Origin of the sequence: Butyrivibrio sp. NC2007 (genome assembly GCF_000421405.1) — a bacterium.
In the GTDB taxonomy this organism is placed as follows: domain Bacteria; phylum Bacillota; class Clostridia; order Lachnospirales; family Lachnospiraceae; genus Butyrivibrio.
Genome location: NZ_ATWY01000013.1, coordinates 100,190 through 122,811 on the forward strand (window position 1 = coordinate 100,190; position 22,622 = coordinate 122,811).

Genomic DNA, 22,622 nt, shown 5'->3' on the forward strand with positions numbered 1-22,622 from the left:
TATGTATTTGTACCAGCAGCTTGAGACTTTGCGTGAATATGGTTCAATAGCTAGTGTTCCACAATTCATCTCTACAAATTTAAGTCCAAGGTTTGTGCTTAGGCCTTATCAGGTTAAAGCATTTGAAAACTTTATAACATATTTTGAAAATGATAGGATGCGCAGAAATCCAGCGCAGACTCTTTTTCATATGGCAACTGGATCGGGCAAAACGCTGGTTATGGCGGGATTGATGCTATATTTGTATAGTAAAGGATATCGCAACTTTTTGTTTTTTGTTAACCTATCAAATATTGTTGGCAAGACACGCAATAATTTCGTTAATCCGTGCTCAAAAAAATATTTATTTGCTGATGAAATATGTATTGATGGTGAGCGAATCCCTATTAGGGTAGTCAATAATTTCCAGAATACAGACGAAGCTGCTATAAATATATGTTTTACAACTACCCAAGGACTTCACCAGGCCATTTGGATTACGAGAGAAAACTCGTTGTCCTTAGATGATTTTGATGACACAAAGGTTGTGCTTATTGCAGATGAGGCACATCATTTAAATGTTGATTTACAGCATGCGAGTCAAGATGAAAAAGATGAATACCGTAGTTGGGAATATACGGTGAAGTCTATTTTTGAGAAAAACAGAGACAATGTTTTGCTGGAGTTTACAGCAACATGTGACCTTGAAAATGATAATATACGTTCTGAATATGAAAATAAGATTGTAATGGACTATCAGTTATCTCAGTTTAGAGATGATGGGTATTCTAAGGAGATTAAAACACTTAGAACAGATTTAAGCGTTGAAGAACGTGCGCTTCAAGCAATTATCCTTAGTCAATATCGATATAAAGTATTTCAATCACATAGATTAAACGTCAAACCAGTCATTTTGTTCAAATCAAAATTGATAAGAGATAATGCTGGAAATATGGAAAGAATCATTGCAATGATTCAAGGTCTAACCCCAAATGCAATAAGTGATATATTTGCACATGCTACTTCAGAAATTATGGGTAAAGCGCACCAATTCTTTGTGTCAAACGGCATAACATTCGATGACTTAGTTACAGAGCTAAGAGACGATTTTTCAGAAGAGCATTGTATATCAGCCAATGATAATATGGATGAGGACAGAAAACAGATTATACTGAACTCGTTGGAAGACAAAACAAACCCATATAGAGCAGTATTCGCTGTTGATAAGTTAAATGAGGGCTGGGATGTACTTAATTTGTTCGATATAGTGCGGCTATATGATACCCGAGATGGGAGGAATGGCGCACCTGGAAAGACTACAATTAAGGAAGCGCAGCTTATTGGTAGAGGCGCTAGGTATTGTCCGTTTACGATCGATGAAGAACAGGACAAATTTAAGCGAAAGTACGACCAAGATATAGATAATCCGCTTAGAATATGCGAAACATTATATTATCATTGCTGGAACGAACCAAGATACATTTCAGAACTACATACAGCACTTCGTGGAATAGGCTTAGATATTGAGGGAATTGTTGAACGTGAGTATGTCCTAAAGCAAGAGTTTAAAGAAAATGATCTTTACACAGAAGGCATAGTTTTTTCAAACAAACGAGTTGCTAAAAATCGAGAAAATGTTAATAGCCTTCTCCCATCGATTAGAGATCGTGTATATAGTGTTAGGATGGAAACTGGGCAGGCTGGTGAAGATATCATTTTGGATGAAGGTGCTTCTACAGATAATCGAGTACAGACATATACGGTACACACAACCATAAAAGAAATATCAGATATTAATTACTCGATAGTACACAAGGCAATGTGCCAGTATCCATTATTAAAGTTTAATGTATTACAGACTTATTTTCCAAATTTAAAGTCGACTAGAGAATTTATTACTGATTCAAATTATTTGGGCAATATTAGGATTGATTTAACGTCTCGTTATGATGAACCTTCTCCAGTAATACTGTATAAATCATGCTTAAATGTGTTAGGGAAAATAGTCTCTGCAATATCTGGAATGCAAGAAGAGTATGAAGGCACAAAAGAGTTTTACGCTGAAAATATTAGAGATGTATTCAAAAATAAAAAGTGCAGTGTTAAGCCAATACGTGGAAGTATTGGTTATTCACAGAATGATAGCACAGTTGATGGAAATATCAGATTAGATTTATCTCAAGAAGACTGGTACGCATTTGAAGATAACTTTGGAACCAGCGAGGAAAAGGCTTTTGTGGCATATTTTAAGGATTTTGTACCACAGTTAAAAGAAAAATATGATAAAGTCTATCTGGTCCGTAATGAAAGGCAGATGCATCTGTACTCATTTAGTGGAGGAGAGAGGTTTGAACCAGATTATGTTTTATTCTTACACAGAAATAGCACAGATGGATATGAGCAGCTCCAGATTTTTATTGAACCCAAGGGTACACATTTAGTAACAAATGATAAATGGAAGGAAGATTTTTTACTAGATATTGAAGAAAATGCCATCCCTGTAAAAAAATTTGTGGATGATAATCGCTACCTAATATGGGGATTTCATTTCTTTAATCGTGATGTACGTTTTTCAGAATTTGCAAGTGACATGATAAAACTAATATAAAAGAGGTCCGTGAGGACCTCTTTTATGTTTCGTCTTCATATCTCTCAATCTTGCAGGATGCCTCAAAATATGGGCCGTTTTGGATCTCTTTCATAAAAGAAGAGAATCGTTTTTCGAGACCAATGGAATCTTTTTCTGCGGGGTTGACATATGTAAATAGCATATCATTTGAGTCAATCATTATTTCTCCAAAGATACTTTGCTGGATACAATGTATTATTTCAGCCTGTGTAATGATACCTTTATCAAGTGTTAGCATAATACTAAACTCAGGGGAAAATATAACATCTCCGTTGAGAGTATTGTAAAAACCGATAAGGATAGTCTTTTTGTTATCGCGAGCGACATGTACCTCCAAATCAAAAGTTGGCCATGCGATTGGATCAGATGTCGTTATGGTGCCGCCATATTCTCCAAGATAATCAAATAGTTTTTGTAGCATTTTAATAGAACTATCGGTAGCATATATAGACATTACAATCCTCCTAATATAAAAACACTATATCGATAATTATAGCACATTAAAACAAATGTGGGACGTTAGATATCAAACACGGTTTTCAGTGTTTATATCTGGCGTTTTATTTTTTTTAAATAAATACATGATCCAAATATCAGACAACAAGAGATAGGAGGATAGTAATATGTTTGCTTACAAATTGGATACAACTATAGATTGTAAAAAAGTCGGGGAGAGAATAAGAGATTTTAGACTTCTACGAGGACTTACTCAAGATGATCTTGGCGGGATGTTAGGCACTGATGGTTCAAATATTAGTGGATACGAGCGAGGTCAGCGGGGGGAGATGGGGATTGGTATGCTTATGCGAATTTCAAAAGCATTGAAGGTACATCCAGAGGATCTATTACAGGATGAAACAGAGGCTACAGACATAGGAAGACTGGTTGAGCTATTAGACCCACAGGATAAAGCAATTATTGAAAATCTGGTAAGGAGCTTGCTAAGTAAGCGGCTTGGAGAAGTAATCATTTATGATGAGAAATCGATCATTTCTGATGTTCAGCTATAAGAGTATTGAAACTAAGATATTTACTAAAGGAGGAATAAGCCATGATCGTTGTAAAAAAAGATGATGATACGAAAGTTATTACTAACAGGGAAGAGCATATTACCGATTCATCAAGCCTGAACCGGGTTGTGTTTTTGATTATTGTTCGTCTTGTTGAGTTGTATGCAAAGGTATATGGATATAAGACCATTGCATATTATGAACCAAGCTTGTATAAGATCAAAATCTTGCGAAAGCGCGGATATCATCAGTTTGGGGATCCAAGAGATGCAGTATGGACCATGATAAAGAAAGAGCAGGTGTGATACATGGAAAGACAATGTGCTTTTTGCCAACAGGCGTTTGAAAGGCTGGATGATGAATGCTTTGGAGAAACTGGATTGCGTAACGAGGGAATCGTAGAGAATCTGTTACTATCTTGTCAACATCTAGAAGAGTGTGTTGAAACAGTTAAAAACATGTTTGATTATCCTGCATTTAGAGCGTGCATTAATACAAAAAAGGCCCAGTACAGCAGAATTCGAAATGGTTATTTGAGATTGGCCAACAGCGCAATATTTAGTTATCAGGAATCAAAAAAGGCATATAATCGGGTTTGCGACTATATCGCGTATAGAGATACGTGTGCTAATGAAGCATGTGTAACACTAATTAACAATATGGATAAGTTGATAGATGCATATATGCTTTATATCACCGAGCAGAAAAAACTTGATAAACAGATAAGAGAAAGCGGGTGGCCGCATGAGTAAAAAAAAGACTTCTTTGTGGGAGTGTATATGCATATCCGGACTTCCTTGGCCAGGAATGGTTTTTGGGGCTCTAGTTAAGGCAAGAGAGTTTGTTACTCTTGCTAGAGGTCATCCAGGTGCTATTAATGGGCCGATTGACTATAAGCCAGCAATAGCTATAGCGGGTATTGCGTGGGGGTGTATATTTCTTCTCAATATCCAAAGATATTCAATGGGTAAAACAGTAACATTGTTTTCCTGGATGATAAATCTTGACTATGAACCCGTAGATATATCAGCAAGACGCAAACGCAGACTCTATCCGCCCATCGATGAGCAGTTCTTATCTGATACTCCTGATGGCGGAATAATTGTAGGACGAGAAGTTGGTGGTGGTAAGCATAGTCGCTACATTGTATATCCAATATCTCCAGAGAAAAATACTCTAGCAGGCGCTCTTATAGATGGGTCAGCTGGAACAGGAAAGACCACTCTTATGATCAGCTCAATAATATCGATGCTTAAGAATCCTGATATAAGTATCTTTTGCATAGATATTAAACCCGAGATTTTTGATAAGTGTGTGGATACTCATAATCCTAATGGTCCTCCGGTTAAAAAAATAGATTTTTTTGACAGGCATAGCTTCGGTTTTGACTTGTACTTTAGCATAACGGAACAGTCCACGGATGATGAAATCATGTCAGAGATTGATGCTATATGCAGATCCATTATCAGTTGCCCAGCTGATAGTAGGAACAAGTTCTTCTACGATAGTGCTAGAAATTTAATGGCTGGGATTCTGTACTATGTGAAGGTAAAAGCTCTTCATGAAAAGCGTGAGAGCACATTTATGGATGGTATGGATTATCTATTGATGGAATCTGTTGGCGACAGAATTAAACAGATCTTAGAAGAGTGTAGCGATAGGCCTGAGTATATAAGAGTGGTCAAAATGCTTAAGCCCTATGCAGATAAAAAGGGTGAGGCCTTTGAGTCGATACAGGCTACCTTATTTGAGTCGCTCAGGATATTCATGGGATCAGGGGCAAGGTGGGCATTAGGTGACAACCCGAGAATGGCATCGCCCAAGGATCTTGAGACAAGCAGTCTTTTTTTGTGTATACCTGAGTTTCATTTGGATGAGTGGAGTGTCATCATCCGAACTATATCGGAATCTATAATCCGTTATGGATCCAAACGTCCTGACAATCCTAAGCACAAAATCATGTTGTATTTAGATGAATTTCCTCGCCTAAATCTTTCTGCGAAAGGTGGTGGTGGCTGTGGAATACTTCAGCTCATAGCTTTAGGACGTTCGCGTGGATGTATAACAATTTTGACATGCCAAAGTCAGCAACAAATCTTGTCAGCCTGGAAGCGTGAAGATGCCAAGACACTTTTTGAGCTTTGTCAATTAATGGTATTTCTGAGTGTAACAGATTCTGAGAGTGCTAAAGAAATAGCGGGGTGGGTAGGAAATTATCACGAAGAGAGTGTGAATTATACTGAAAACTATCAGTCTAGTTCTTATTCACGTACCTTTAATGACAAGCCTGTTATTACGCCGGATCTTCTTATGAATCTCCAAGATAAAGGTGAAGCTGTAGTTTTTATCCATAATAAATATATGCGAACTGATGCTGTAGCAGGTCGCTACTACAATATCAAAGAACTCAATGACATAAGCCAGAAGTGTATGGCTGCCAATCGTCCAAAGGAGGAATAATCAATGGACTATAACAAGACTATAGAGGTGTTCGGTGCTGACCTCTCAAGTGAAATTAAACAGCGCCTGGAACAGAAACTTGGTGAAGAGGTCTCTGTTGAAGTGGTTGAGAAGATTAAGACTAATGTTAAAACGCATGCTGTAACTGCACGGGTTGATGGAGAATCCGTTGCACCTTCTGTAGATATTGATGACCTTTTCATCAAATATAAACATGGCTATGCCAGCCTGGAGGAGATAGCTGAACAACTTTCCGAGTCTCTTATACATTTTAGAAAACCTGAGTTTGAAATGCCTGTGCTGACAGCTGAAGAAGCCAAGAAGCACGTCATTTTGAACGTGGTAAATGCTGATCGGAATCAGGAACTGCTTAGTAATGTTCCACATTACAAGATAACTGATGACTTGGCTGTAATATGTCGCTGGATGGTTTCGGAAGAGGCATCCTTTGTAGTAACAAAACAGATATGCCAGGAACTTGAAATGACGGGTGACGAAGTTTTGCAAGCGGGGCAGGATAATATTAACAAGATGCCTTTTAAGGTTGAGGCTATCGGTAATGTGCTCGCTGGAATGCTTGGTGAGAATCCTGTTTCAGATGTGGATCCGGGGATTTATGTTCTTACCAACGAAAGCACAATTAACGGATCCAATGTGTTGTTATCACGGGACACCCTGAATAGAGTGCACTCAGAACTTGGGGATGGTTCAGACATTATAATCATACCTAGTTCGCGGCATGAGGTTTTAGCTCTAAAAATCACTGACCAGATGGATCCTGATAGCCTGCGCGAGATTATTAAGTCAGTGAATGAAGCAACGGTATCAGATGCAGATTATCTCAGTGACAGTCTGTACAGATATGATGGAAACAAACTTACTATTGTGGGTGATTCTTTTACTCCAGAAGTTGAGCAGTCCGTGGGTGATGATTCACCATCTATGAGTTTCGGAATAGGAGGTCTTTAATATGAAAAGAAATGATAACGCTGGTAAATCTACAGCACTTAAACAGGTTAAGGAGTGTTATGAGATGTATGCCAAGAACAGTATTCACCCAGTCATGACAGAACTCACGAAATATATTACAGACATAATCAAGCGTAATGGCTCCGGTAATTAATGGTGGTGGTTCTTAAGAACCACGCGGTATAAATGAGGCTTCTTCATCGGGGAAGCCTCACATATACCGCAAACCATGTATCGCGCGGAACTGACCGCCTAAGCTTCTAAATCATTTCCGCGTGATACAGCAAGTTACGCATAGTGGGTGCCCACTATACACCGAACCTGATAAAAACAGGTTCTTGACTTGCCAGGGGCGTTGCCCCTTGGAACCCCATAAAGGATTTCGTCCTCTTAACTCCAGAGCACACAAATTGTTTTTATATATAACTAAAAGTTCACTGGACTTTTGGATATATATAAACATGATTTGTTAAAGGGCTTCTCGCCCTTTGCATTTCCCGGCAAAGACTTTGTCCTTGCAACTAACCACAGGGCTTTGCCCTATTGGATTACCCATCAAGGAGAACTGTATGAGAAAGCGAAATCATAGGCTATCCGTAAGATATACTGATGCCGAGTATGATGAACTGATGAAAAGAATATCAAGTACAGGCCAAAGTATACAGAGCTATCTTCTGCACAGTAGTTTGGGAGCAAAACTCACTACAGAAACTGATAGAGAGCTTCTAAGAGAAGAGGCATCACTATTGGCTGATATTGATAGGCAGTTAAGAGGGATTGGGACAAACCTGAACCAGCTTGCTCACGGTGCAAATTTATTGGGGTACAATCTTGACGCATGTAAAATCAACGAAATAGCATGCGTAGTAGTTCATATGAGAGATGAGGCAAATAAGCTATGGCAATCACGAAGGCGGTCAGTCGCACATCAAAATCGCATGGAGGATTAAGAAATTGTATCCAATATGCACTTAAAGCTCAGAAGGTACGGGAGGGATATGTTACGATGACAGGACCTTCGCCTGATGAGCTAACATGGGATTCTGTATATAATGCTTTCATGGAAGAAAAACGAATATGGGATAAGGATAATGGGCGTATGTACGCACATACCATCATATCTTTTCATAAAGATGAGCAAATATCGCCTGCAGAAGTACTGGAATTTGGTAAAGAGTTTGCTGATAAGACTTTTCCAAACCACCAGACGCTTATTACAGTGCACCAGGATAAAGATCACTTACATTTGCATATGGTCACAAATAGTGTGAGTTATATTGATGGTCACAAATTACATTCTACTAAACATGACCTTGACAGTATGAAATTGCTCACCAATGCCATGTGTATAGAACGAGGGCTCACAGTCGCTCAAAAAGGGCATCATTTTAATGGCGAAAAAATAACAGAAGGAACATTGATTACTTGGTCGAAAGACAAATATAAAGCACTAATAAATCTTATAGATAGTTTTGTACATGATTGTGCTCTTGCGCTTATGCGTGCCAAAGATTCTGCCGTTAGTAAAGATGATTTTATTTTTAAAATGCACGAATCTGGCTGGGAAACCACTTGGACAGATCGAAAAAAACATATTACTTTTTCTGACAAGGCAGGCCATAAATTAAGAGATACTAATCTTGCAAAGACATATAGTATTGCTGTATCTAAGCAACAGCTACTGCATCAATTTGACATAAACAATAATAATGCAGGAATTAAATATAATAATAATAAAGAAAAACTACAAGAATATCAGTTGCTTATATATGCTACTGAAGAACGATTAAATGTTCTCGTTCAGTATATGAATGATTGCAAATCAAGAAATGAAACTGACGAGCTAGTCCAGCGTACACAAGAAAAGATCGAAAAATTAAGTGCCGAACTGGATTTTTTAAGAAAAAAAACCTCTATGTTAAAGGAAGAAATAAGTAATGCACAGACTTTTGATCAAAATACTTTTATGGAGGATTTTATAGATGATGGATTTAAGATGTCGTTTTAGAAATACAACAATTATTCGATGTAGCCTAGAAGTCTTTTGATTGAAAGTGCAAACCCTGTTATAGCTAACAAATATGAGATGCTAAGAAGTGTGAATCCTATTTGATAGTTTTCATATCTGCAAATAAATAGTGCTGAGAAAAAAGAAAGCCATGCGGTCAAAAGAATATGTAGTTTTTTCATGAATCCTCCTTAAACAAATGCTGCGGATACGAGCATGTTATTTGATAACTGAGTGGTAGCCTTTCTTTTAGCATCTCTCTTAAGAATGTACTTATCATGTTTAACTATTTCTGTGTAGGGTAAAAGAGCGTTATCTTGTGCATAAACAAAGTGCACGTGGTAGTGCTCTTTGTTGTTATGGCGATGGTATAGTACTACTGGAGGATATCCATCCGTATCAAACTTCCGAACCAACCAGTACTGGCTGGTAGCATTGCTTTTAAGTTCAATATACTTGTTATTCATTTCTATAATTGTAAAATTACCGGACAGAAAAGCCGATTGTTCACCAATATCAAACATAGTTATTGCTCCTTATATAATACAAGTGAATTATGGGAAAAATTATTGTTCTGGATTAGGACAATAATATAGCCATAGAATTGGCTGCGGGGGTTAATATACCATGTCTAATAGTAATTGTCAAATAAAAAACAGTCCAACATATGATGTTGGACTGCCTTACTGTTGCAAGCCTGTTCTTAGCCTGCTGAAGATTCTTCTCGGCAGCTTCCACGCCCTTGGTTGTAGTAACTGTAATATCAATCACGGTTGATACCCCCTTTCATAAAAGTATTGCTTTGACCTGCGCAGGGCAAAGAAAAAAGGACTATTCCGTTTTTGGAATAATCCTCTTTGCTTTAAACTGTACAAAAAGTTATATTTTATTATCACGTTATCATAAACAATTACTAAAAAAGCAACATTGCCTTTGTCCAAATGAGGCAATTGCCTTAATGCAGTATGTTCTATAGTTATTTAAACATACTATATTGACCGCAGCAAAGAAATTTAATTGATTTATGTGCTTTATTAGTTGCCGTAATGCTATAACGATAATCGCCATTATCTAGTTGAGTGCACGTATATGTTGGGGGCTTATTGCCATTGTCCTTACTTATTGTAATAAACTTAATCTTCAATTCATAATCAACTTTTTCCTTAGTACTATAGTTGATCACATCTGAAAAATGAGTATAGTAATCAAGTGTAACCACATCATTATTTCCAGATATAGAATTATATAAACTAGAAGTTGCAGATCCTGCTGCTCCTCCCCACCATGCTCCTGCCTTTATCACCGCCCATCCAATAAATAAAATCATTAGTATAGTAAAAATCAAATACATTATGGTCTCCTTATGAATAAAAGATTCTTTCTTGCCTTGATTGCAGCTTACCTGATAGGTGCATCGATGTTTTTTTTAACATCATCAGCCCAGCGCTCACAATCTGCCCTTCCTGTTCGAAGGGGTTTTTCATTTTTGTAAAAAACTACATTGCCCTCCTTCATTAACTTAGGTAGCCATTCAGAACTTGATATTTTGCCGTAATCAAGTATTTCTCTTATATCTACGTTTTTTACATACTCGCGAAAACTCTCAAGCTCCCTTTTACATGTTTCCACATTGGGATAATTAACTCCTGAAACTCCCAACGCTTGGGTATTGCTATTGTTTGGATAGAGCGCAAATCTTACTCCTTCTGAAACACTTTCTATTTTAAATTTGTAATAAGAGCCCATTCTATACCTCCATACTTTCATGCAAGAGTATGTAATAAATAGAATAAGCCAAACCATAATTAGTTTGATCCTTTTCCTTTGTAGTACCACTTGCCATTCTTTTTATAATAACCTGCTTCATTTGCTTTCTTCTCATCCACTCCCGAATCCTTTCTGTATTCAGTTCTATTCGCTCTTCGTTCGTTTATTTCCCTATAATCCTGTGACCATGAATGGCAAATTGAAATCCAAATCGTCAAGCATATTATCAGTGGCAAAAATGCCACAAAATACCGTATTGGCTTGAACTTTATTTTATAAAAAGAAAACATCGGCAATATTTTCACCTGCCAAAATGCATCTAATACAAGCCCAATTATCAAGAAGAATATTAACAACATTATATATTCCATATATTTAACTCCATTATTATAATCAAAAATAGATACTAATCCATCTTAAACTGCAAATATATCTCTGAAACACAAAAACCAATAAAAGCAGTTGCCAAAAAAGCTCCTATTCCAGCACTTAATGCAAATAATCCCACAAAGATTCCAAGTGCAGCACTAGCTATAGCTATTCTAATTTGTCTTGAATCTTTAGTACCTTTCGGTATCGTTTCACCAAATTTTGGAGTTATATCTATAATTGACGCAAAACCGCCTACTGTAGCAAGCGAAACAGCATCTTTTTGGCTATCTCTAGCGCTTATCAAATCATTTATAATTGTCATAAGATCATTTTCACTATCAAATCTATATTCTTTTGAGCGTACTCTACCATCACGGCATTTATAATATCTAAGTAAACGTCGCCCTATTGTGTCGTATTCAAATTTCACTGTATCACCGTAGCACATATGCTTATCATAATACGTTTTACCTGGCTCTTTTACTTCGAAATAAGTAGATTCGAACCCACTACCAACATCGCTTTTTCGCACTCTATAGCTATATCCATTGGTGCAATCTACTGTATCTGTAAAATCGCCTTTGCCCATAGGTGCTCTGTACTCAGGAGTTTTATATCCCCTCTTAAGCATCTTTGTTGTGGTTGAAGTGTTCCAATAGAACTGGCATCCACATACACTGCATTCGTATACTGTTTTATTTTCAAAACCAGCTAGTGCTCCAGCAGTTCCCAAAAGCGCTTCACCTACAACACCTTTTGCAACATTGTAATTTGTCATATCACCTTTTTCTACAGCACCTAAAAAAGCTCCACATTGAGGACATCCATTTCCCATATCATTTTCCTCTCCAATCTGCATTTCAGATTTCTTCAAATGTATAATTCTTAACGATCCAGATAGTTTTTATCATGAACTGTAAAAAGTGCATTTTGTTATTATCTTCTTACACCATTACTCCCAGAATATCCATAGTTACCATTCCAAAATGTGTCCTTTCTTGAACTTTTTCATAAAAATCGCTTGTAGATACTAATATATCATATTGTGATAATCAAATGTATTAAAATTGCGTAAATTCCACCACTGATAGTTCGTTCTGGTCGTTGTTGCGGTGTAATGATTATTGGCATTCAAGAAAGTACTCCTTCTTGAACTTTTTTAGGCATTCATATTATTGGCTTTCCTTCTACAAACTCATCAATATTGTTATAGTACCCAAATGAATACTTATATTCCTTCAAAAGGTCAATCATTATAAAATCCGGTATAAACTCAAGCACATCATCACGACCATCATTTAAAATATCTATCAAATGATCTCTTCTAGCCTCATAATCACTTAATGTTCCAACAATACCGTTACGCCTCAATTCTGCTCTCATATTTTTTGTTAGTTCTCTTTCATTACTCATGTTTATCGTAATTTAATTTGTGATATAACGTCAACGACTGTTGATATTGTCTGCTGATAATGTCAAAGATATTATTGATTAACCAGCGAAATATACTTATATACTGTTGTACGACTGCAGTTCAGAATTTTGGCAAAGTCGGTAATGGTTATTTCGTGTCTTTTATAAAGAGGATAGTGCTGATAGAATTTGAGTGGTATTCTTTCAGGAGTAATTACAGGTCTGCCAATATGCTTTCCTTTACTCCGTGCATTTTCAATTCCTGATTTAACTCGTTGAGAAATAATGTCTCTTTCCATCTCCGAAAAAACTCCCCACATCATAAGCATGCCCTTGGTCATAGGGTCAACATCTTCTTTACGGCAATCAATATCAAAATTCCCAATGATTAGCCTAATATGCCTTTCTTGCACAATCTGTAGTATTTCGCATAGATGCTTTGTAGAGCGCGTAAGCCGTGATACTTCTGTCACGGCAATGCTGTCTCCGGGTTGAATTATATCTAACAATTTCTGAAATTCCGCGCGATCAAGTTTTCTTCCGGATTCATATTCCCAAAATATCAGTTTATCTTCCCCAATTCCCATGTTTTTTAATTCTCGTCTTTGTCTATCAATATCTTGACGTGATTCATCAGTAGAGCATCTTGCATATCCATAAATGGTTTCCATATAGCATATCTCCTGTTCAGAAAAAGGTATGAATTAAAAAATGAACAATACGAGCTTTAATAGGCTTTAAATTGTGGTTCCTATTGTTCATTATTATTGTTCAGATTAACAAATGTTTTTCTGGACATTTAAATTAAGTATTTATCACATGGGAGAGCATCAGCCCAGGCACAGATGGTTTTAAAGTTTACAAGTTCATTTTTGTATCTGAACAGGAGTTGGCATGCATTGGTGCCACTTATTCTCTCAAAACGATCAATTTCATCACAAAACTGGCCCCATGTGAAGACATTGGCGGTCTTATATATACCACGAACATCAATTATTAAAAATTTCATAGAGTTAACCAAAACTACAGGTGTTGTAGCCCTTTCTTAATTGAAATTTGCGGAGTGATTCGGAACATACTAAAAGACTGATTCAAAAAAGAGCGAATCTAATTCATATTCAAGTGCCTGCAATTGTTGTGAACTGTTATGTGATAAAGTATCAGCATTTTGCATGATAAAATCGTAAACACAGGAAAATCCATAAAGGTTTTGATATTGGTTAATCTCCTGAAGTAATGATTTAAACGATGCATGTGAATGACTGCCACCTTCTCGGCGGATATATGACTTTATGGTAGTATAAAGAATTTGTTCTGGGTCATTAGTGTCGTAAATAAACATATTTGAACCTCCTAAAAAATAGTAGTAGATTAAAGAATTTACACCGAAGTGCCCTAAAAGCTCAATTTTGTCTGGGAATACTCTGGCTTCTTGGGTGAATCATTATTGGGAGGGCTGGACGTAGAGCCTGAGGGGGCGTCCCATGATTCAAATGGGTTTGATGTATCAAAATCAGGATGCCAGTCGTATTCATCAAAAAAGTAACTATATGCTGGGAAATATATCAGTTTTACCCCGTGATCGCGCTGAGAGTTTCGGTATTTTAGAACGTCGAAGACCATTTTGCGGTAGCCTCTTTGGTTACAAGCCTCTTTTTCTATAGCTATTTCTGCTTTATCACATGTGTCGGTAACGCCGTGCCAGTTCCAGCCAATTAAAACACCGGCAGTATACTCAGTATCACCACTTTCCTTAAACGATGAGGTAGAAATGGTGCCATTGTAATTAGATCTGCTTATGCTGGATACTGTTATTACAGGCATTCCTATTTGAGAGGCGAGAGTTTTGAGAACAGTAACTGAGACATCCATTTTGGTTTTGCGATCAGCCTGAGTCCTGTCATCTGCATCTGCTTTGAGAATCTGAAGGTAGTCAATAAATACTACTAGTTTTTCGTTTGGGTGCGATTTTTTGAACAAAGCACAGATATTGGCAATGTCTTTTGCAGAAAAACCAGAGATGTTGGATTCTACTATGTATAAATGGTTGCCATAAGTTGCAAAATACTTATCGACATATTCGTCATATGTCTCATAAGAGAGTTTAGTAAACGTTTTTTCTTTATGATCATAAGTCCAGTAAAGTACATCCCCGGGAGTAATCTTACGTTTGTTACTATCATCAATGCTCGCCAAGAATGAAAAAGATGAAATAGCCCGGGCTATATACTCATCCGCACTCATTTCTAATGAAAAATATAAAACGTTAATGTCTTGCTGAGCAATATTCTGCGCCATATTCATCAAAAGCGCAGATTTACCAGTACTTGTTTCTGCACCTAGAATGTACAGCTCGTTTGAAAAGCCGCCGTTTAGAGCTATATCCATCGACAGCCAGCCTGTACTAATTCGTACAGATTTCTCAAAACGACTGTCTATAAATGGATTTTTTTTAGATATGACAGGCTCCAGGTTATCCACAAAGGATTTGATCTGAGTAGAATAATCGTTAACATTCGTTGTATCAGGCATATTGACCTCCTAAAAAATACGGGGATGGAAAGAAAAAACTGTTCATTGCCTAAAATTTATTCTGGCCATTAAATCTTCGTTCCAATCCTTGTGATTTGGGATAATGCAGGCTAAATCTTTATTTCTTTCCCGACATTTTTGGCCTGCGACATCGTTATCAACTGCAAGCATGATGTTATGTAGAAATTGCTGTCGCTTGATTCGGTCTATAGATTGCTGGTTAGCAACTCCACCTAGACTTATGTAGTACGCAGGGCAGTCATTTGGTTTATTAAGCTCATATAAACTGATAGCATCGATGGCTGCTTCACATATATAAGCTGTATGCGCATTACTAGATTCGCGAAACCACCAAAAACGGTCAGGAGCTAGTTTCCGACAGCTATGAAATGGTTTGCCGTACGTTAGAGTCCCGTGAAACTCAGCAAAGTCTTGCTCTTTATTAATGAAGATAATGTTGTTGTGAGCCGACTCCTGATAGAGAAGATGCTGATCGATAAGTGCTTGTATGGTTTTTGCTGGGATGCCTCTGCGCATCAGATAGGCAAATAGTTGACGATACCTACAATTTGCAGGCGGAGGTACATTCAGTGGAGTATTCGATAGTTCAATTGATGTTGGCTGCAATAGTGTTGAATTGCCGTCATCATTTGTGGAAACCAGTCCGCCACATAGTGCATTTACAGCTTCTGGTACAGTGTAGCTAAGATATTTGGTTAAGTAGTCTATTCCGTTTCCAGTTTCATCTGTTGCAAAGTCTTTGTATCCTGAGTAGCCTTTCTTAATAGACAAGCTCAAATTGTCCTTCGGATGAATGCTTTGACCTTCAACTTTAAACAGGTTTGGATGATATCTGAGTAAGTATTGGTATAGATCAGCGCGGCGTGCGATATGAATTTGTTCAGATGTATATTGCATAGATAAGCCTCCTTATAATGAAGAATGAATAACTTTTTTCTTTCCATACCCGTATTCTTTTCTAAACTGGCAGGGATTGCATTAGCATATCCCTGTCAGTTTAGGTAAGTTAACTTACAATAACCTATGTTAACTTACACTTTGGAGAATCAGGGTGAGAATTGCTGATGGCTAGTGCAATGCGAACGATTTTATGAAGTAGACGTGTGCTAAGTAGTTCGTTGGCGTGTGCTATTTTTTTCCTTAGCGTGTGCTAAGTAGTTCGTTGGCGTGTGCTATCTTTTTCTCTACTTCACATAGAGAAAAATGCTTTCAAACTGCTAGAGAATGACTTCATAGCCCATAATTGGAGAAGAGGGGTTGTTGTTACCGTCTTGCCTATATGCAGAAAAACCTTTGATATAACCTATTTCCGTCAGATAGCTTAAAGTGCCTTTGACGATTCTTGTGATCATAGGCTTTGTCTTTGTTCTCCATTTATCTGTAACATCTGGTGTATACCCTAACTCTGTATATAAGCCTTTGGGATTGTGTTTTTGGTCATACCATAGGAGAGAAATCTTGCAACTGCTCAAGTTATTTTTGCTGCTTTTCATTTGTGCTATGCGCTTTAGTACATAACGCTTGATTATGATTGCTTCGTCTGTATCCTTAAAATGCTTTTGCGTCCCTAAGAAAGAGGCTGGTATGTCGATGATTTGATGAGTTGTTTCCGCATACGCATATAAAGCAGGCTTCGACAGTATCGGATATGTAATTACTGTCTTTCCATTAGCCCTATAGTGAGCAATCGCTTTATCAAGTGGTAGTAAATAACTTTCGTAGACAAATTGATCAATTGACTCATTCAAAGACTTGCGACATTTTATTTCCGACTCACAATGTATTTTTATGTGAATGCATCTAAGTTTATCGATACTTTCCCTTACTGCTTCAAGCTTCTGACGAGTTACTTTCTGAGATAAATTTCCCGATAACACCTTAACAACCCATTCTGCGGTAATAACGTCATATCCATTGTTTGCTATAGTGTACACCGCATCCATAACTGCCATATCAAATTGCGTTATCTGCTGTGATAGTTGTATATTCTGATCTTTCCATAAATCAACAATGTTAATAATATGGTCTTTAATCTTTATATCTATCTGCTGAGTTTTATCTTCTATATATATATGCTTTGAGGAAAGGACCCTCGATATTTTAGAGTTGTTCATGTATTGCTTATTTAATACTAATGTAGGCAATGATGTTCTTGAGGCAATGACGTCGATTGGAATGCCGGATGAAAGAGATTCTTCGGAGGTCTCCTTGTTATGCACAGTAGTTATCATTAAGAACTCTGGGAGTACAGTGATTTGGTTTTCGTTATTAATTATTTGGCTATAGGGCATGCGGTGAACTCCTTAATATGTGTATAGATGGCAATAGACAATTACTGATTGCTTTATTTGATGATGATGGCAGTAGTTTGTTTTTTCATATTGGAATGACGTGAGTAAAAGACATTGATTGCTAAAGGCATGATGAGAAAGAGACGCATATGGCCATGTCCACAGGACACGCCAACAGTGCAGAAGATATGCTCTCGAGAATTGAGACCATGGTGCTGATGGGAATGGAGATTCCGCTCCCTGCAGTAAGAGGACAGATCGCATCGGGAATAGATATCGTGGTGCATCTTGGAAGACTAAGGGACAGGACCAGGAAAGTGCTGGAGATATGCGAGCTGGAAAAGGAGCTTGATCCTGAAAGCGGAAGGATAAAGGTGAATACCCTCTTCAGGTTTGAAGAGGAGGGCGAGGATGAAAGAGGACAGATTGTAGGGAAATGGAGGAAAGTAAGTGAACTTAAAGCGACTGAAAAACTTATGGCAGCAGGCCTTAGCTTACCCGAGGGGGATAAATGACATCCCGATACTCATTCAGGGAGTACTGATAGCACTGGCCTTTGGCAGGCTATTCTACGATTCCTGGATTGCTGTGGCAGCTCTTTTACCTGTTGTGTTCCCGTGGTACGTGTATCAGAAAAAGCGCCAGATAGAGAGAAATACAAGGCTTATAGGGATACAGTTCAGGGATGCGATAAGCTCGGTCCTGACAAATCTCAAGGCCGGATACTCTCCGGAGAATGCTTTCCTTGAGGCAATCCATGACATGGAACTTCTCTATGGGAAAAAGAGCCTTATCTGCGCAGCACTTTCCAAGATCGGCAAGGGGATAAAGAACAACATTCCCCTGGAAAAGCTCATCTACAGGCTCGGCAAGGAGTCGGGCAACAGTGACATAAGGGATTTTGCGGAGGTTTTTGCCGTGGCCAAGAGGAGTGGTGGCAACATGACACAGATAATATCAAGGACCATCACGGTAATCTCCCAGAAGATGGATGTGGAAAAAGAGATCGACGTGCTTATCAGTGCAAAGAGGATGGAGGCAAGGATCATGAACATGGTGCCCTTCTTCATTATCTTTTACATAAGCCTCACAAGCCCCGGCTTTTTTGACCCGCTCTATCACAACCTGTTCGGGATCGTGCTCATGAGCATCTGCATGGGATTTTATGCTTTTGCATATTTTATGTCGGAAAGGATAGTAAACATCAATGTCTAAGCTTGCATTTACATATTTGATATTTCCGGTTGTGATGCTCGTTTTGTGGTTTTTCTCAAAAGACCTCGAGCTTCCGCAAGGGATTGAGGACACCGGGATAAGCAGGGCTTATCTGAAGATCTCTCTTTTTATATTCAGGAACATAAGGGGGAGAGTAAGGTCTTTTTCCTCGGAAAAAATACGTATGTATCTGGGGACGCTTGAACAGAAAAAGGATCTGGACAGTGCAGAGACCGAATACTTTATCAGGAAGATAAGCGTTGTGCTCCTTATGGCCAGCGCCGGATGCTTTTTGGCCTTCATGATGGCCATCGGCGCAGGGCAGAGTTCCAAGATAAACGATGGGAGAGTTATTGAAAGAAACTCCTTTGGTGAGAAGGAATACGAAGTTGACCTGGTGGCCACTGATGAAAACGGCGAAGAGATCGGCGAGTACGAGCTTTCGGTTGAGACAAGGCAGTACACGGATGAAGAAGCAAATGCCCTGTTTGAGGAGGCGTCTGAGGTCCTTGAGAGGATCGTCCTTAAGGAGAATGAGAGCTTTGATGATGTGACGAAAGACCTGGATCTTACAGAGAAGATTCCGGGATATCCCTTTGATATCCGCTGGAAGATCGACAACCTTGAGGTGATCCACTTCGACGGAGAGCTCATTGAGGAGATGATCCCAAAGGAAGGCGCGCTGGTAAACCTTAGCGCCATCTACAGCTACAGAGACCTTCGGTGGCAGCAGTCCTTCTGCGCCCGGATAAGACCAAGGGATTTAACGCCTGCGGAGAGGGCTTTTTTGGAGATAAAAGAGCTTTTGGACAAGGCCGATGAGGATTCAAAAGAGGAGCAGGAAATCATTCTGCCGGAGAGCTTTGATGAGGGGGAGATCCACTGGTCAGAGAAAGTAACCGACAACAGCATGCTCCTTCTGATGCTGACTCTTATCGGAAGCGCAGCCTCTTACGTTCTTAAGGACAAGGAGCTGAAGAAGGCCATGGAGGAGCGAGGGCAGCAGATGCTGGGGGATTATCCACAGTTCGTATCACAGATCGTTCTGTATATGGGAGCCGGAATGACCATGAGGAATATCTTTGAAAAGCTGGGAAACGGGTACCTACGGAAAAAGAAAGAGACCGGAGAAAAGAAATATCTCTACGAGGAGGTTCTAAGGGCCGGGAGAGAGCTCTCAGCCGGAGCATCGGAAGGGAGTGTCTACGAGCACTTTGGCCTTAGATGCTCGGGGCAGCAGTACACAAGGCTATCAACGCTACTGTCTCAGAACCTGAGAAAAGGTAACAGCGAGCTACTGGCTCTTTTACAAGAGGAGTCCAAAAAGGCCTTCGACGAGAGGATGGACAGGGTTCGCAAAGCGGGAGAGGAAGCCGGAACAAGGCTTCTTCTGCCCATGATTATCATGCTGGTGATCGTAATGATAGTGATAATGATACCGGCTTACATGGCATTTTGATCATACAAATTTTGAATAAAAGGGAGGAAAACAAAATGATCGAAGCAGTAAAGAATTTGGGGAAAAAGGTTGGGGGAGCAGTAAAGAGCTTCTGGAAGGACGAGAACGGAATGGGCACTGTAGAGGTAATACTTATCATAGTGGTGCTCATTGGCCTTGTTATCGTATTTAAAGAGCAGATATCCGGAATTGTTGAGGATGTCTTTAAGGCAATCAGACAGGATACCCGTGTTATCACGAACTAAGGGTTATGTGACGGTATTTCTGTCGCTGTCCATAATGATAATCCTGTCACTTATCCTGGTCCTTTTTCAGGGGGCCAGGATAGGGGCAGTCAAAATGAAGACAGAATGTGTTGCGGATATCTCCATGAATTCAGTACTTGCCGAGTACAGCAGAGCGCTGTATGAGCAGTATGGGCTCCTGTTTGTGGATACTTCTTACGGGTGCGAGAACCCCTCCATCATAAACACACAGGAGCATCTAAGATACTATGCGCAAAAGAACTTTAGCAGGACTGTTCCGAGTCGACTTGCCGGAAATGATTCAATATTTTCTGCGTACTGCGATGGCGTAAGTATCACCGGAAGCTCTTTTGCCCTGGACAATAAAGGTGCGGTGTTAAACAGGCAGATAATAGCTTACATGGGTGCTGAACCTGTGGAGGGGCTTCTAGCTGATGTTCAGACCAACGCCAGGCTCATTCAGGATAACGCCCTTGATAGCACGGACGTTGAGGCTATGGCTGCAGAGAATCAGGCGGCAATCGATGCTATCGAGCTTCCGCCCATCATCAACGAGGATGGAGAAGAGGAGGAGATGAGCCTTGCCAATCCTGCGGATGTGGTGAATTCACAAAGGGGAATTGGTGCTTTGAATCTGGCGATCAAGGACAAGTCAAGGATATCAAAGGTAACCGTAGACCTTGATCAGTATGCGTCTCACAGGCAGCTAAATAAGGGAACAGGGCTCAACGACAAAGAGGATATCTCTGCCGGCGAAAGGCTTTTACTTGAGCAGTACTACTACGAGAAGTGCTCAAGGTATGGCGGCGAGCTTGAAAAATCTCTTTTGAAATACCAGCTGGAGTACATGATCTACGGACAGAAGAGCGACTGGGGAAACCTTGAGAGGATGGCTGAGAATCTGCTTTTCTGGAGAGAGGCGTCAAACATGATCTACCTCTTTGGGTGTGATGCCAAGGTTGCGGAGGCGGAGCTTATTGCTGAGGTCGTCACTGCACTGTTCTGTATTCCGGAGCTGTCAGATCTTGTGAAATACTCAATCCTTTTTGCCTGGACTTTTGCCGAGACGGTGTCGGACTTAAACATATTGTTCAGCGGCGGAAGGGTTCCTCTTTTTAAGAGTGATTCCACCTGGAGGCTAAGTCTTACAAATATGTTCGGCTTCAGGGATTTCCTAAACGGCGGGGATCTCGGAGAGGGTATGTACTATGAGGACTACGTACGGGCAAGGCTCTTTATGGTGAGCCTTCCGGAGAAGACCATGCGCCTTGCGGACATAATTGAGATGGATGTGAGAAAGACTGCAGGAAATGCGGCCTTTAAGATGGATCACTGCCTGGATACCTTCTGTGCGGAGATCCATGTAAGGGCAAGGTTTGGGTACGACTGCAAGATAGAAAGGATATATGGATATGAGATGTAGGCATCATGGGCTGTCGGGCTCTATGACGGTAGAGGCTTCGCTTGCACTTCCGCTGTTTATTTTCTTCTTTGCAAACATATTGACCATGTTCAATATTGTGAAGGTCCAATCTGATATGGAGGCTTTGCTTCACCAGACGGGAAGCGAGATGTCTCTTTTGGCGTATGACCTTAGGTTTGGCGAGGAGAGTCTCGGAGCAGAAGGCGGAGGAGCTGTGGATACACTGGCCGGGGCAGCAGGCATTTTTTATGCAAAAGAGAAGGTGAGACAGTACCTTGGAGATGGCATAAATAAAAGCGTTGTCACAGACGGATTTGAGGGCATGAGCTTTATCCAGTCAAAAGTTCTTTTTGGAAATGACATCATCGATCTTGTGGTGGATTACAAAGTCCATCCTCTGATTCCGGTCATCGGGTTTAATGAATTTGGCGTGGAATCCAGATACTTCGGACATGCATGGACGGGATACGATATCTCGGCCGGCCTTGATATGGAGGGCGTCGAGGAGGAGATGGTCTACGTCACGGAGTACGGAGAGGTTTACCACAGGAGCATTGACTGCGAGCATCTTAGGCTTAAGGTACAGAGCGTTCCCTTCGAGGATCTAAAGCACCTTCGCAACAACGACAGGAAGATATACTACGCCTGTGAATACTGCGGAGAGAACATCGGAGGAGGCAACGTTTTTATCACAGGATATGGCGAAAGGTACCACAGCAGTATTAACTGCCTGGCACTAAAGAGAAAGATTTATACGATACCGATTTCCGAAGTGGGCGGGCGCAGAGCCTGCAGCTCCTGCGGATGAGCGTAATGGATAAGGAGTTAA

The 22,622-nt window shown here is 39.6% G+C and carries 28 protein-coding genes; 15 read left to right on the forward strand and 13 right to left on the reverse strand.

Features of this window, described 5'->3' with window-relative positions; all coding sequences use genetic code 11:
- Position 1: 1 nt before the first annotated feature.
- On the forward strand, positions 2–2,587 hold the full coding sequence (locus G632_RS0111595; protein ID WP_022769378.1) for a DEAD/DEAH box helicase family protein: 2,586 nt from the start codon (positions 2–4) through the stop codon (positions 2,585–2,587).
- 22 nt (positions 2,588–2,609) lie between these two features.
- On the opposite strand, the gene G632_RS0111600 is transcribed toward G632_RS0111595, so the two are convergent.
- Positions 2,610–3,062, reverse strand: coding sequence for a hypothetical protein (locus tag G632_RS0111600; protein ID WP_022769379.1), 453 nt, complete (start codon positions 3,060–3,062; stop codon positions 2,610–2,612).
- A gap of 169 nt (positions 3,063–3,231) precedes the next feature.
- Between G632_RS0111600 and G632_RS21295 the strand changes: the two genes are divergently transcribed.
- The 8 genes from G632_RS21295 (at position 3,232) to G632_RS19870 (ending at position 9,055) form a co-directional block, all read left to right on the forward strand.
- Complete coding sequence (locus G632_RS21295; protein WP_022769380.1) at positions 3,232–3,618, forward strand: helix-turn-helix domain-containing protein; 387 nt, start codon at positions 3,232–3,234, stop codon at positions 3,616–3,618.
- Between the two features lie 41 nt (positions 3,619–3,659).
- A complete protein-coding gene (locus G632_RS0111610; protein ID WP_022769382.1) occupies positions 3,660–3,923 on the forward strand; it encodes a hypothetical protein in 264 nt (87 codons plus the stop codon).
- Positions 3,924–3,926: 3 nt separating this feature from the next.
- Positions 3,927–4,370, forward strand: a complete 444-nt coding sequence (locus tag G632_RS0111615; protein WP_022769383.1) for a hypothetical protein — start codon at positions 3,927–3,929, stop codon at positions 4,368–4,370.
- Entirely contained in the window at positions 4,363–6,078 is a 1,716-nt protein-coding gene (locus G632_RS0111620; RefSeq protein ID WP_022769384.1) for a type IV secretory system conjugative DNA transfer family protein, read from the forward strand. The genes G632_RS0111615 and G632_RS0111620 overlap by 8 nt, the downstream gene beginning before the upstream one ends.
- A 3-nt stretch (positions 6,079–6,081) precedes the next feature.
- Positions 6,082–7,047 carry a DUF5688 family protein gene (locus G632_RS0111625; RefSeq protein WP_022769386.1) on the forward strand — a complete coding sequence of 322 codons (966 nt, stop codon included), beginning with the start codon at positions 6,082–6,084 and terminating at the stop codon, positions 7,045–7,047.
- Between the two features lies 1 nt (position 7,048).
- On the forward strand, positions 7,049–7,201 hold the full coding sequence (locus G632_RS22005; protein WP_022769387.1) for a hypothetical protein: 153 nt from the start codon (positions 7,049–7,051) through the stop codon (positions 7,199–7,201).
- Between the two features lie 415 nt (positions 7,202–7,616).
- Positions 7,617–7,997: a plasmid mobilization protein gene (locus tag G632_RS0111635; RefSeq protein WP_022769388.1), complete on the forward strand. Its 381-nt coding sequence runs from the start codon at positions 7,617–7,619 to the stop codon at positions 7,995–7,997.
- Positions 7,946–9,055, forward strand: coding sequence for a relaxase/mobilization nuclease domain-containing protein (locus tag G632_RS19870; protein ID WP_022769390.1), 1,110 nt, complete (start codon positions 7,946–7,948; stop codon positions 9,053–9,055). The genes G632_RS0111635 and G632_RS19870 overlap by 52 nt, the downstream gene beginning before the upstream one ends.
- A gap of 191 nt (positions 9,056–9,246) precedes the next feature.
- Here G632_RS19870 and G632_RS0111650 read toward each other — a convergent pair whose 3' ends face one another.
- The 12 genes from G632_RS0111650 to G632_RS0111705 form a co-directional block, all read right to left on the reverse strand.
- A complete protein-coding gene (locus tag G632_RS0111650) occupies positions 9,247–9,579 on the reverse strand; it encodes a hypothetical protein (RefSeq protein ID WP_022769392.1) in 333 nt (110 codons plus the stop codon).
- 55 nt (positions 9,580–9,634) lie between these two features.
- A complete protein-coding gene (locus G632_RS0111655; protein WP_022769394.1) occupies positions 9,635–9,826 on the reverse strand; it encodes a hypothetical protein in 192 nt (63 codons plus the stop codon).
- A gap of 205 nt (positions 9,827–10,031) precedes the next feature.
- Complete coding sequence (locus tag G632_RS0111660; protein ID WP_022769395.1) at positions 10,032–10,406, reverse strand: hypothetical protein; 375 nt, start codon at positions 10,404–10,406, stop codon at positions 10,032–10,034.
- 47 nt (positions 10,407–10,453) lie between these two features.
- A complete protein-coding gene (locus G632_RS0111665; protein WP_022769397.1) occupies positions 10,454–10,801 on the reverse strand; it encodes a hypothetical protein in 348 nt (115 codons plus the stop codon).
- Between the two features lie 59 nt (positions 10,802–10,860).
- Complete coding sequence (locus G632_RS0111670) at positions 10,861–11,193, reverse strand: hypothetical protein (protein WP_022769398.1); 333 nt, start codon at positions 11,191–11,193, stop codon at positions 10,861–10,863.
- A 35-nt stretch (positions 11,194–11,228) separates the two neighbouring features.
- Positions 11,229–12,053: a YgaP family membrane protein gene (locus G632_RS0111675; protein ID WP_022769399.1), complete on the reverse strand. Its 825-nt coding sequence runs from the start codon at positions 12,051–12,053 to the stop codon at positions 11,229–11,231.
- 308 nt (positions 12,054–12,361) lie between these two features.
- On the reverse strand, positions 12,362–12,577 hold the full coding sequence (locus G632_RS0111680) for a hypothetical protein (RefSeq protein ID WP_022769401.1): 216 nt from the start codon (positions 12,575–12,577) through the stop codon (positions 12,362–12,364).
- A 101-nt stretch (positions 12,578–12,678) separates the two neighbouring features.
- On the reverse strand, positions 12,679–13,278 hold the full coding sequence (locus tag G632_RS0111685; RefSeq protein ID WP_022769402.1) for a recombinase family protein: 600 nt from the start codon (positions 13,276–13,278) through the stop codon (positions 12,679–12,681).
- A 407-nt stretch (positions 13,279–13,685) separates the two neighbouring features.
- Positions 13,686–13,949, reverse strand: coding sequence for a hypothetical protein (locus G632_RS0111690; RefSeq protein WP_022769403.1), 264 nt, complete (start codon positions 13,947–13,949; stop codon positions 13,686–13,688).
- A 53-nt stretch (positions 13,950–14,002) separates the two neighbouring features.
- Positions 14,003–15,139 (reverse strand): DnaB-like helicase C-terminal domain-containing protein, encoded by a 1,137-nt coding sequence (locus G632_RS0111695; protein WP_022769405.1) that lies wholly within the window; start codon positions 15,137–15,139, stop codon positions 14,003–14,005.
- Between the two features lie 42 nt (positions 15,140–15,181).
- Entirely contained in the window at positions 15,182–16,057 is an 876-nt protein-coding gene (locus G632_RS0111700) for a toprim domain-containing protein (protein WP_022769406.1), read from the reverse strand.
- A 320-nt stretch (positions 16,058–16,377) separates the two neighbouring features.
- A complete protein-coding gene (locus G632_RS0111705; RefSeq protein ID WP_022769407.1) occupies positions 16,378–17,451 on the reverse strand; it encodes a hypothetical protein in 1,074 nt (357 codons plus the stop codon).
- Between the two features lie 155 nt (positions 17,452–17,606).
- Between G632_RS0111705 and G632_RS0111710 the strand changes: the two genes are divergently transcribed.
- The 6 genes from G632_RS0111710 to G632_RS19880 all read left to right on the forward strand — a co-directional run bounded on the left by G632_RS0111710 (position 17,607) and on the right by G632_RS19880 (position 22,601).
- Complete coding sequence (locus tag G632_RS0111710; protein WP_196802290.1) at positions 17,607–17,966, forward strand: hypothetical protein; 360 nt, start codon at positions 17,607–17,609, stop codon at positions 17,964–17,966.
- Positions 17,902–18,666 carry a type II secretion system F family protein gene (locus G632_RS19875; RefSeq protein WP_155828883.1) on the forward strand — a complete coding sequence of 255 codons (765 nt, stop codon included), beginning with the start codon at positions 17,902–17,904 and terminating at the stop codon, positions 18,664–18,666. The genes G632_RS0111710 and G632_RS19875 overlap by 65 nt, the downstream gene beginning before the upstream one ends.
- A complete protein-coding gene (locus G632_RS0111720) occupies positions 18,659–20,125 on the forward strand; it encodes a type II secretion system F family protein (protein ID WP_022769411.1) in 1,467 nt (488 codons plus the stop codon). Before G632_RS19875 ends, G632_RS0111720 begins: the two co-directional genes overlap by 8 nt.
- Before the next feature lie 35 nt (positions 20,126–20,160).
- Entirely contained in the window at positions 20,161–20,370 is a 210-nt protein-coding gene (locus tag G632_RS0111725) for a Flp1 family type IVb pilin (protein ID WP_022769412.1), read from the forward strand.
- Between the two features lie 94 nt (positions 20,371–20,464).
- On the forward strand, positions 20,465–21,793 hold the full coding sequence (locus tag G632_RS0111730) for a DUF5702 domain-containing protein (protein WP_022769414.1): 1,329 nt from the start codon (positions 20,465–20,467) through the stop codon (positions 21,791–21,793).
- A complete protein-coding gene (locus tag G632_RS19880) occupies positions 21,783–22,601 on the forward strand; it encodes a hypothetical protein (RefSeq protein ID WP_155828884.1) in 819 nt (272 codons plus the stop codon). Before G632_RS0111730 ends, G632_RS19880 begins: the two co-directional genes overlap by 11 nt.
- The last annotated feature ends 21 nt before the right edge of the window (positions 22,602–22,622 follow it).

Excerpts from the sequence above, each read along its gene's own strand:
- G632_RS0111595 (WP_022769378.1), top strand. The coding sequence starts at position 2 with ATGTATTTGTACCAGCAGCTTGAGACTTTGCGTGAATATGGTTCAATA.
- G632_RS0111600 (WP_022769379.1), bottom strand. The coding sequence starts at position 3,062 with ATGTCTATATATGCTACCGATAGTTCTATTAAAATGCTACAAAAACTA.
- G632_RS21295 (WP_022769380.1), top strand. The coding sequence starts at position 3,232 with ATGTTTGCTTACAAATTGGATACAACTATAGATTGTAAAAAAGTCGGG.
- G632_RS0111610 (WP_022769382.1), top strand. The coding sequence starts at position 3,660 with ATGATCGTTGTAAAAAAAGATGATGATACGAAAGTTATTACTAACAGG.
- G632_RS0111615 (WP_022769383.1), top strand. The coding sequence starts at position 3,927 with ATGGAAAGACAATGTGCTTTTTGCCAACAGGCGTTTGAAAGGCTGGAT.
- G632_RS0111620 (WP_022769384.1), top strand. The coding sequence starts at position 4,363 with ATGAGTAAAAAAAAGACTTCTTTGTGGGAGTGTATATGCATATCCGGA.
- G632_RS0111625 (WP_022769386.1), top strand. The coding sequence starts at position 6,082 with ATGGACTATAACAAGACTATAGAGGTGTTCGGTGCTGACCTCTCAAGT.
- G632_RS22005 (WP_022769387.1), top strand. The coding sequence starts at position 7,049 with ATGAAAAGAAATGATAACGCTGGTAAATCTACAGCACTTAAACAGGTT.
- G632_RS0111635 (WP_022769388.1), top strand. The coding sequence starts at position 7,617 with ATGAGAAAGCGAAATCATAGGCTATCCGTAAGATATACTGATGCCGAG.
- G632_RS19870 (WP_022769390.1), top strand. The coding sequence starts at position 7,946 with ATGGCAATCACGAAGGCGGTCAGTCGCACATCAAAATCGCATGGAGGA.
- G632_RS0111650 (WP_022769392.1), bottom strand. The coding sequence starts at position 9,579 with ATGTTTGATATTGGTGAACAATCGGCTTTTCTGTCCGGTAATTTTACA.
- G632_RS0111660 (WP_022769395.1), bottom strand. The coding sequence starts at position 10,406 with ATGTATTTGATTTTTACTATACTAATGATTTTATTTATTGGATGGGCG.
- G632_RS0111665 (WP_022769397.1), bottom strand. The coding sequence starts at position 10,801 with ATGGGCTCTTATTACAAATTTAAAATAGAAAGTGTTTCAGAAGGAGTA.
- G632_RS0111670 (WP_022769398.1), bottom strand. The coding sequence starts at position 11,193 with ATGGAATATATAATGTTGTTAATATTCTTCTTGATAATTGGGCTTGTA.
- G632_RS0111675 (WP_022769399.1), bottom strand. The coding sequence starts at position 12,053 with ATGCAGATTGGAGAGGAAAATGATATGGGAAATGGATGTCCTCAATGT.
- G632_RS0111680 (WP_022769401.1), bottom strand. The coding sequence starts at position 12,577 with ATGAGAGCAGAATTGAGGCGTAACGGTATTGTTGGAACATTAAGTGAT.
- G632_RS0111685 (WP_022769402.1), bottom strand. The coding sequence starts at position 13,278 with ATGGAAACCATTTATGGATATGCAAGATGCTCTACTGATGAATCACGT.
- G632_RS0111690 (WP_022769403.1), bottom strand. The coding sequence starts at position 13,949 with ATGTTTATTTACGACACTAATGACCCAGAACAAATTCTTTATACTACC.
- G632_RS0111695 (WP_022769405.1), bottom strand. The coding sequence starts at position 15,139 with ATGCCTGATACAACGAATGTTAACGATTATTCTACTCAGATCAAATCC.
- G632_RS0111700 (WP_022769406.1), bottom strand. The coding sequence starts at position 16,057 with ATGCAATATACATCTGAACAAATTCATATCGCACGCCGCGCTGATCTA.
- G632_RS0111705 (WP_022769407.1), bottom strand. The coding sequence starts at position 17,451 with ATGCCCTATAGCCAAATAATTAATAACGAAAACCAAATCACTGTACTC.
- G632_RS0111710 (WP_196802290.1), top strand. The coding sequence starts at position 17,607 with ATGTCCACAGGACACGCCAACAGTGCAGAAGATATGCTCTCGAGAATT.
- G632_RS0111720 (WP_022769411.1), top strand. The coding sequence starts at position 18,659 with ATGTCTAAGCTTGCATTTACATATTTGATATTTCCGGTTGTGATGCTC.
- G632_RS0111725 (WP_022769412.1), top strand. The coding sequence starts at position 20,161 with ATGATCGAAGCAGTAAAGAATTTGGGGAAAAAGGTTGGGGGAGCAGTA.
- G632_RS0111730 (WP_022769414.1), top strand. The coding sequence starts at position 20,465 with ATGAAGACAGAATGTGTTGCGGATATCTCCATGAATTCAGTACTTGCC.
- G632_RS19880 (WP_155828884.1), top strand. The coding sequence starts at position 21,783 with ATGAGATGTAGGCATCATGGGCTGTCGGGCTCTATGACGGTAGAGGCT.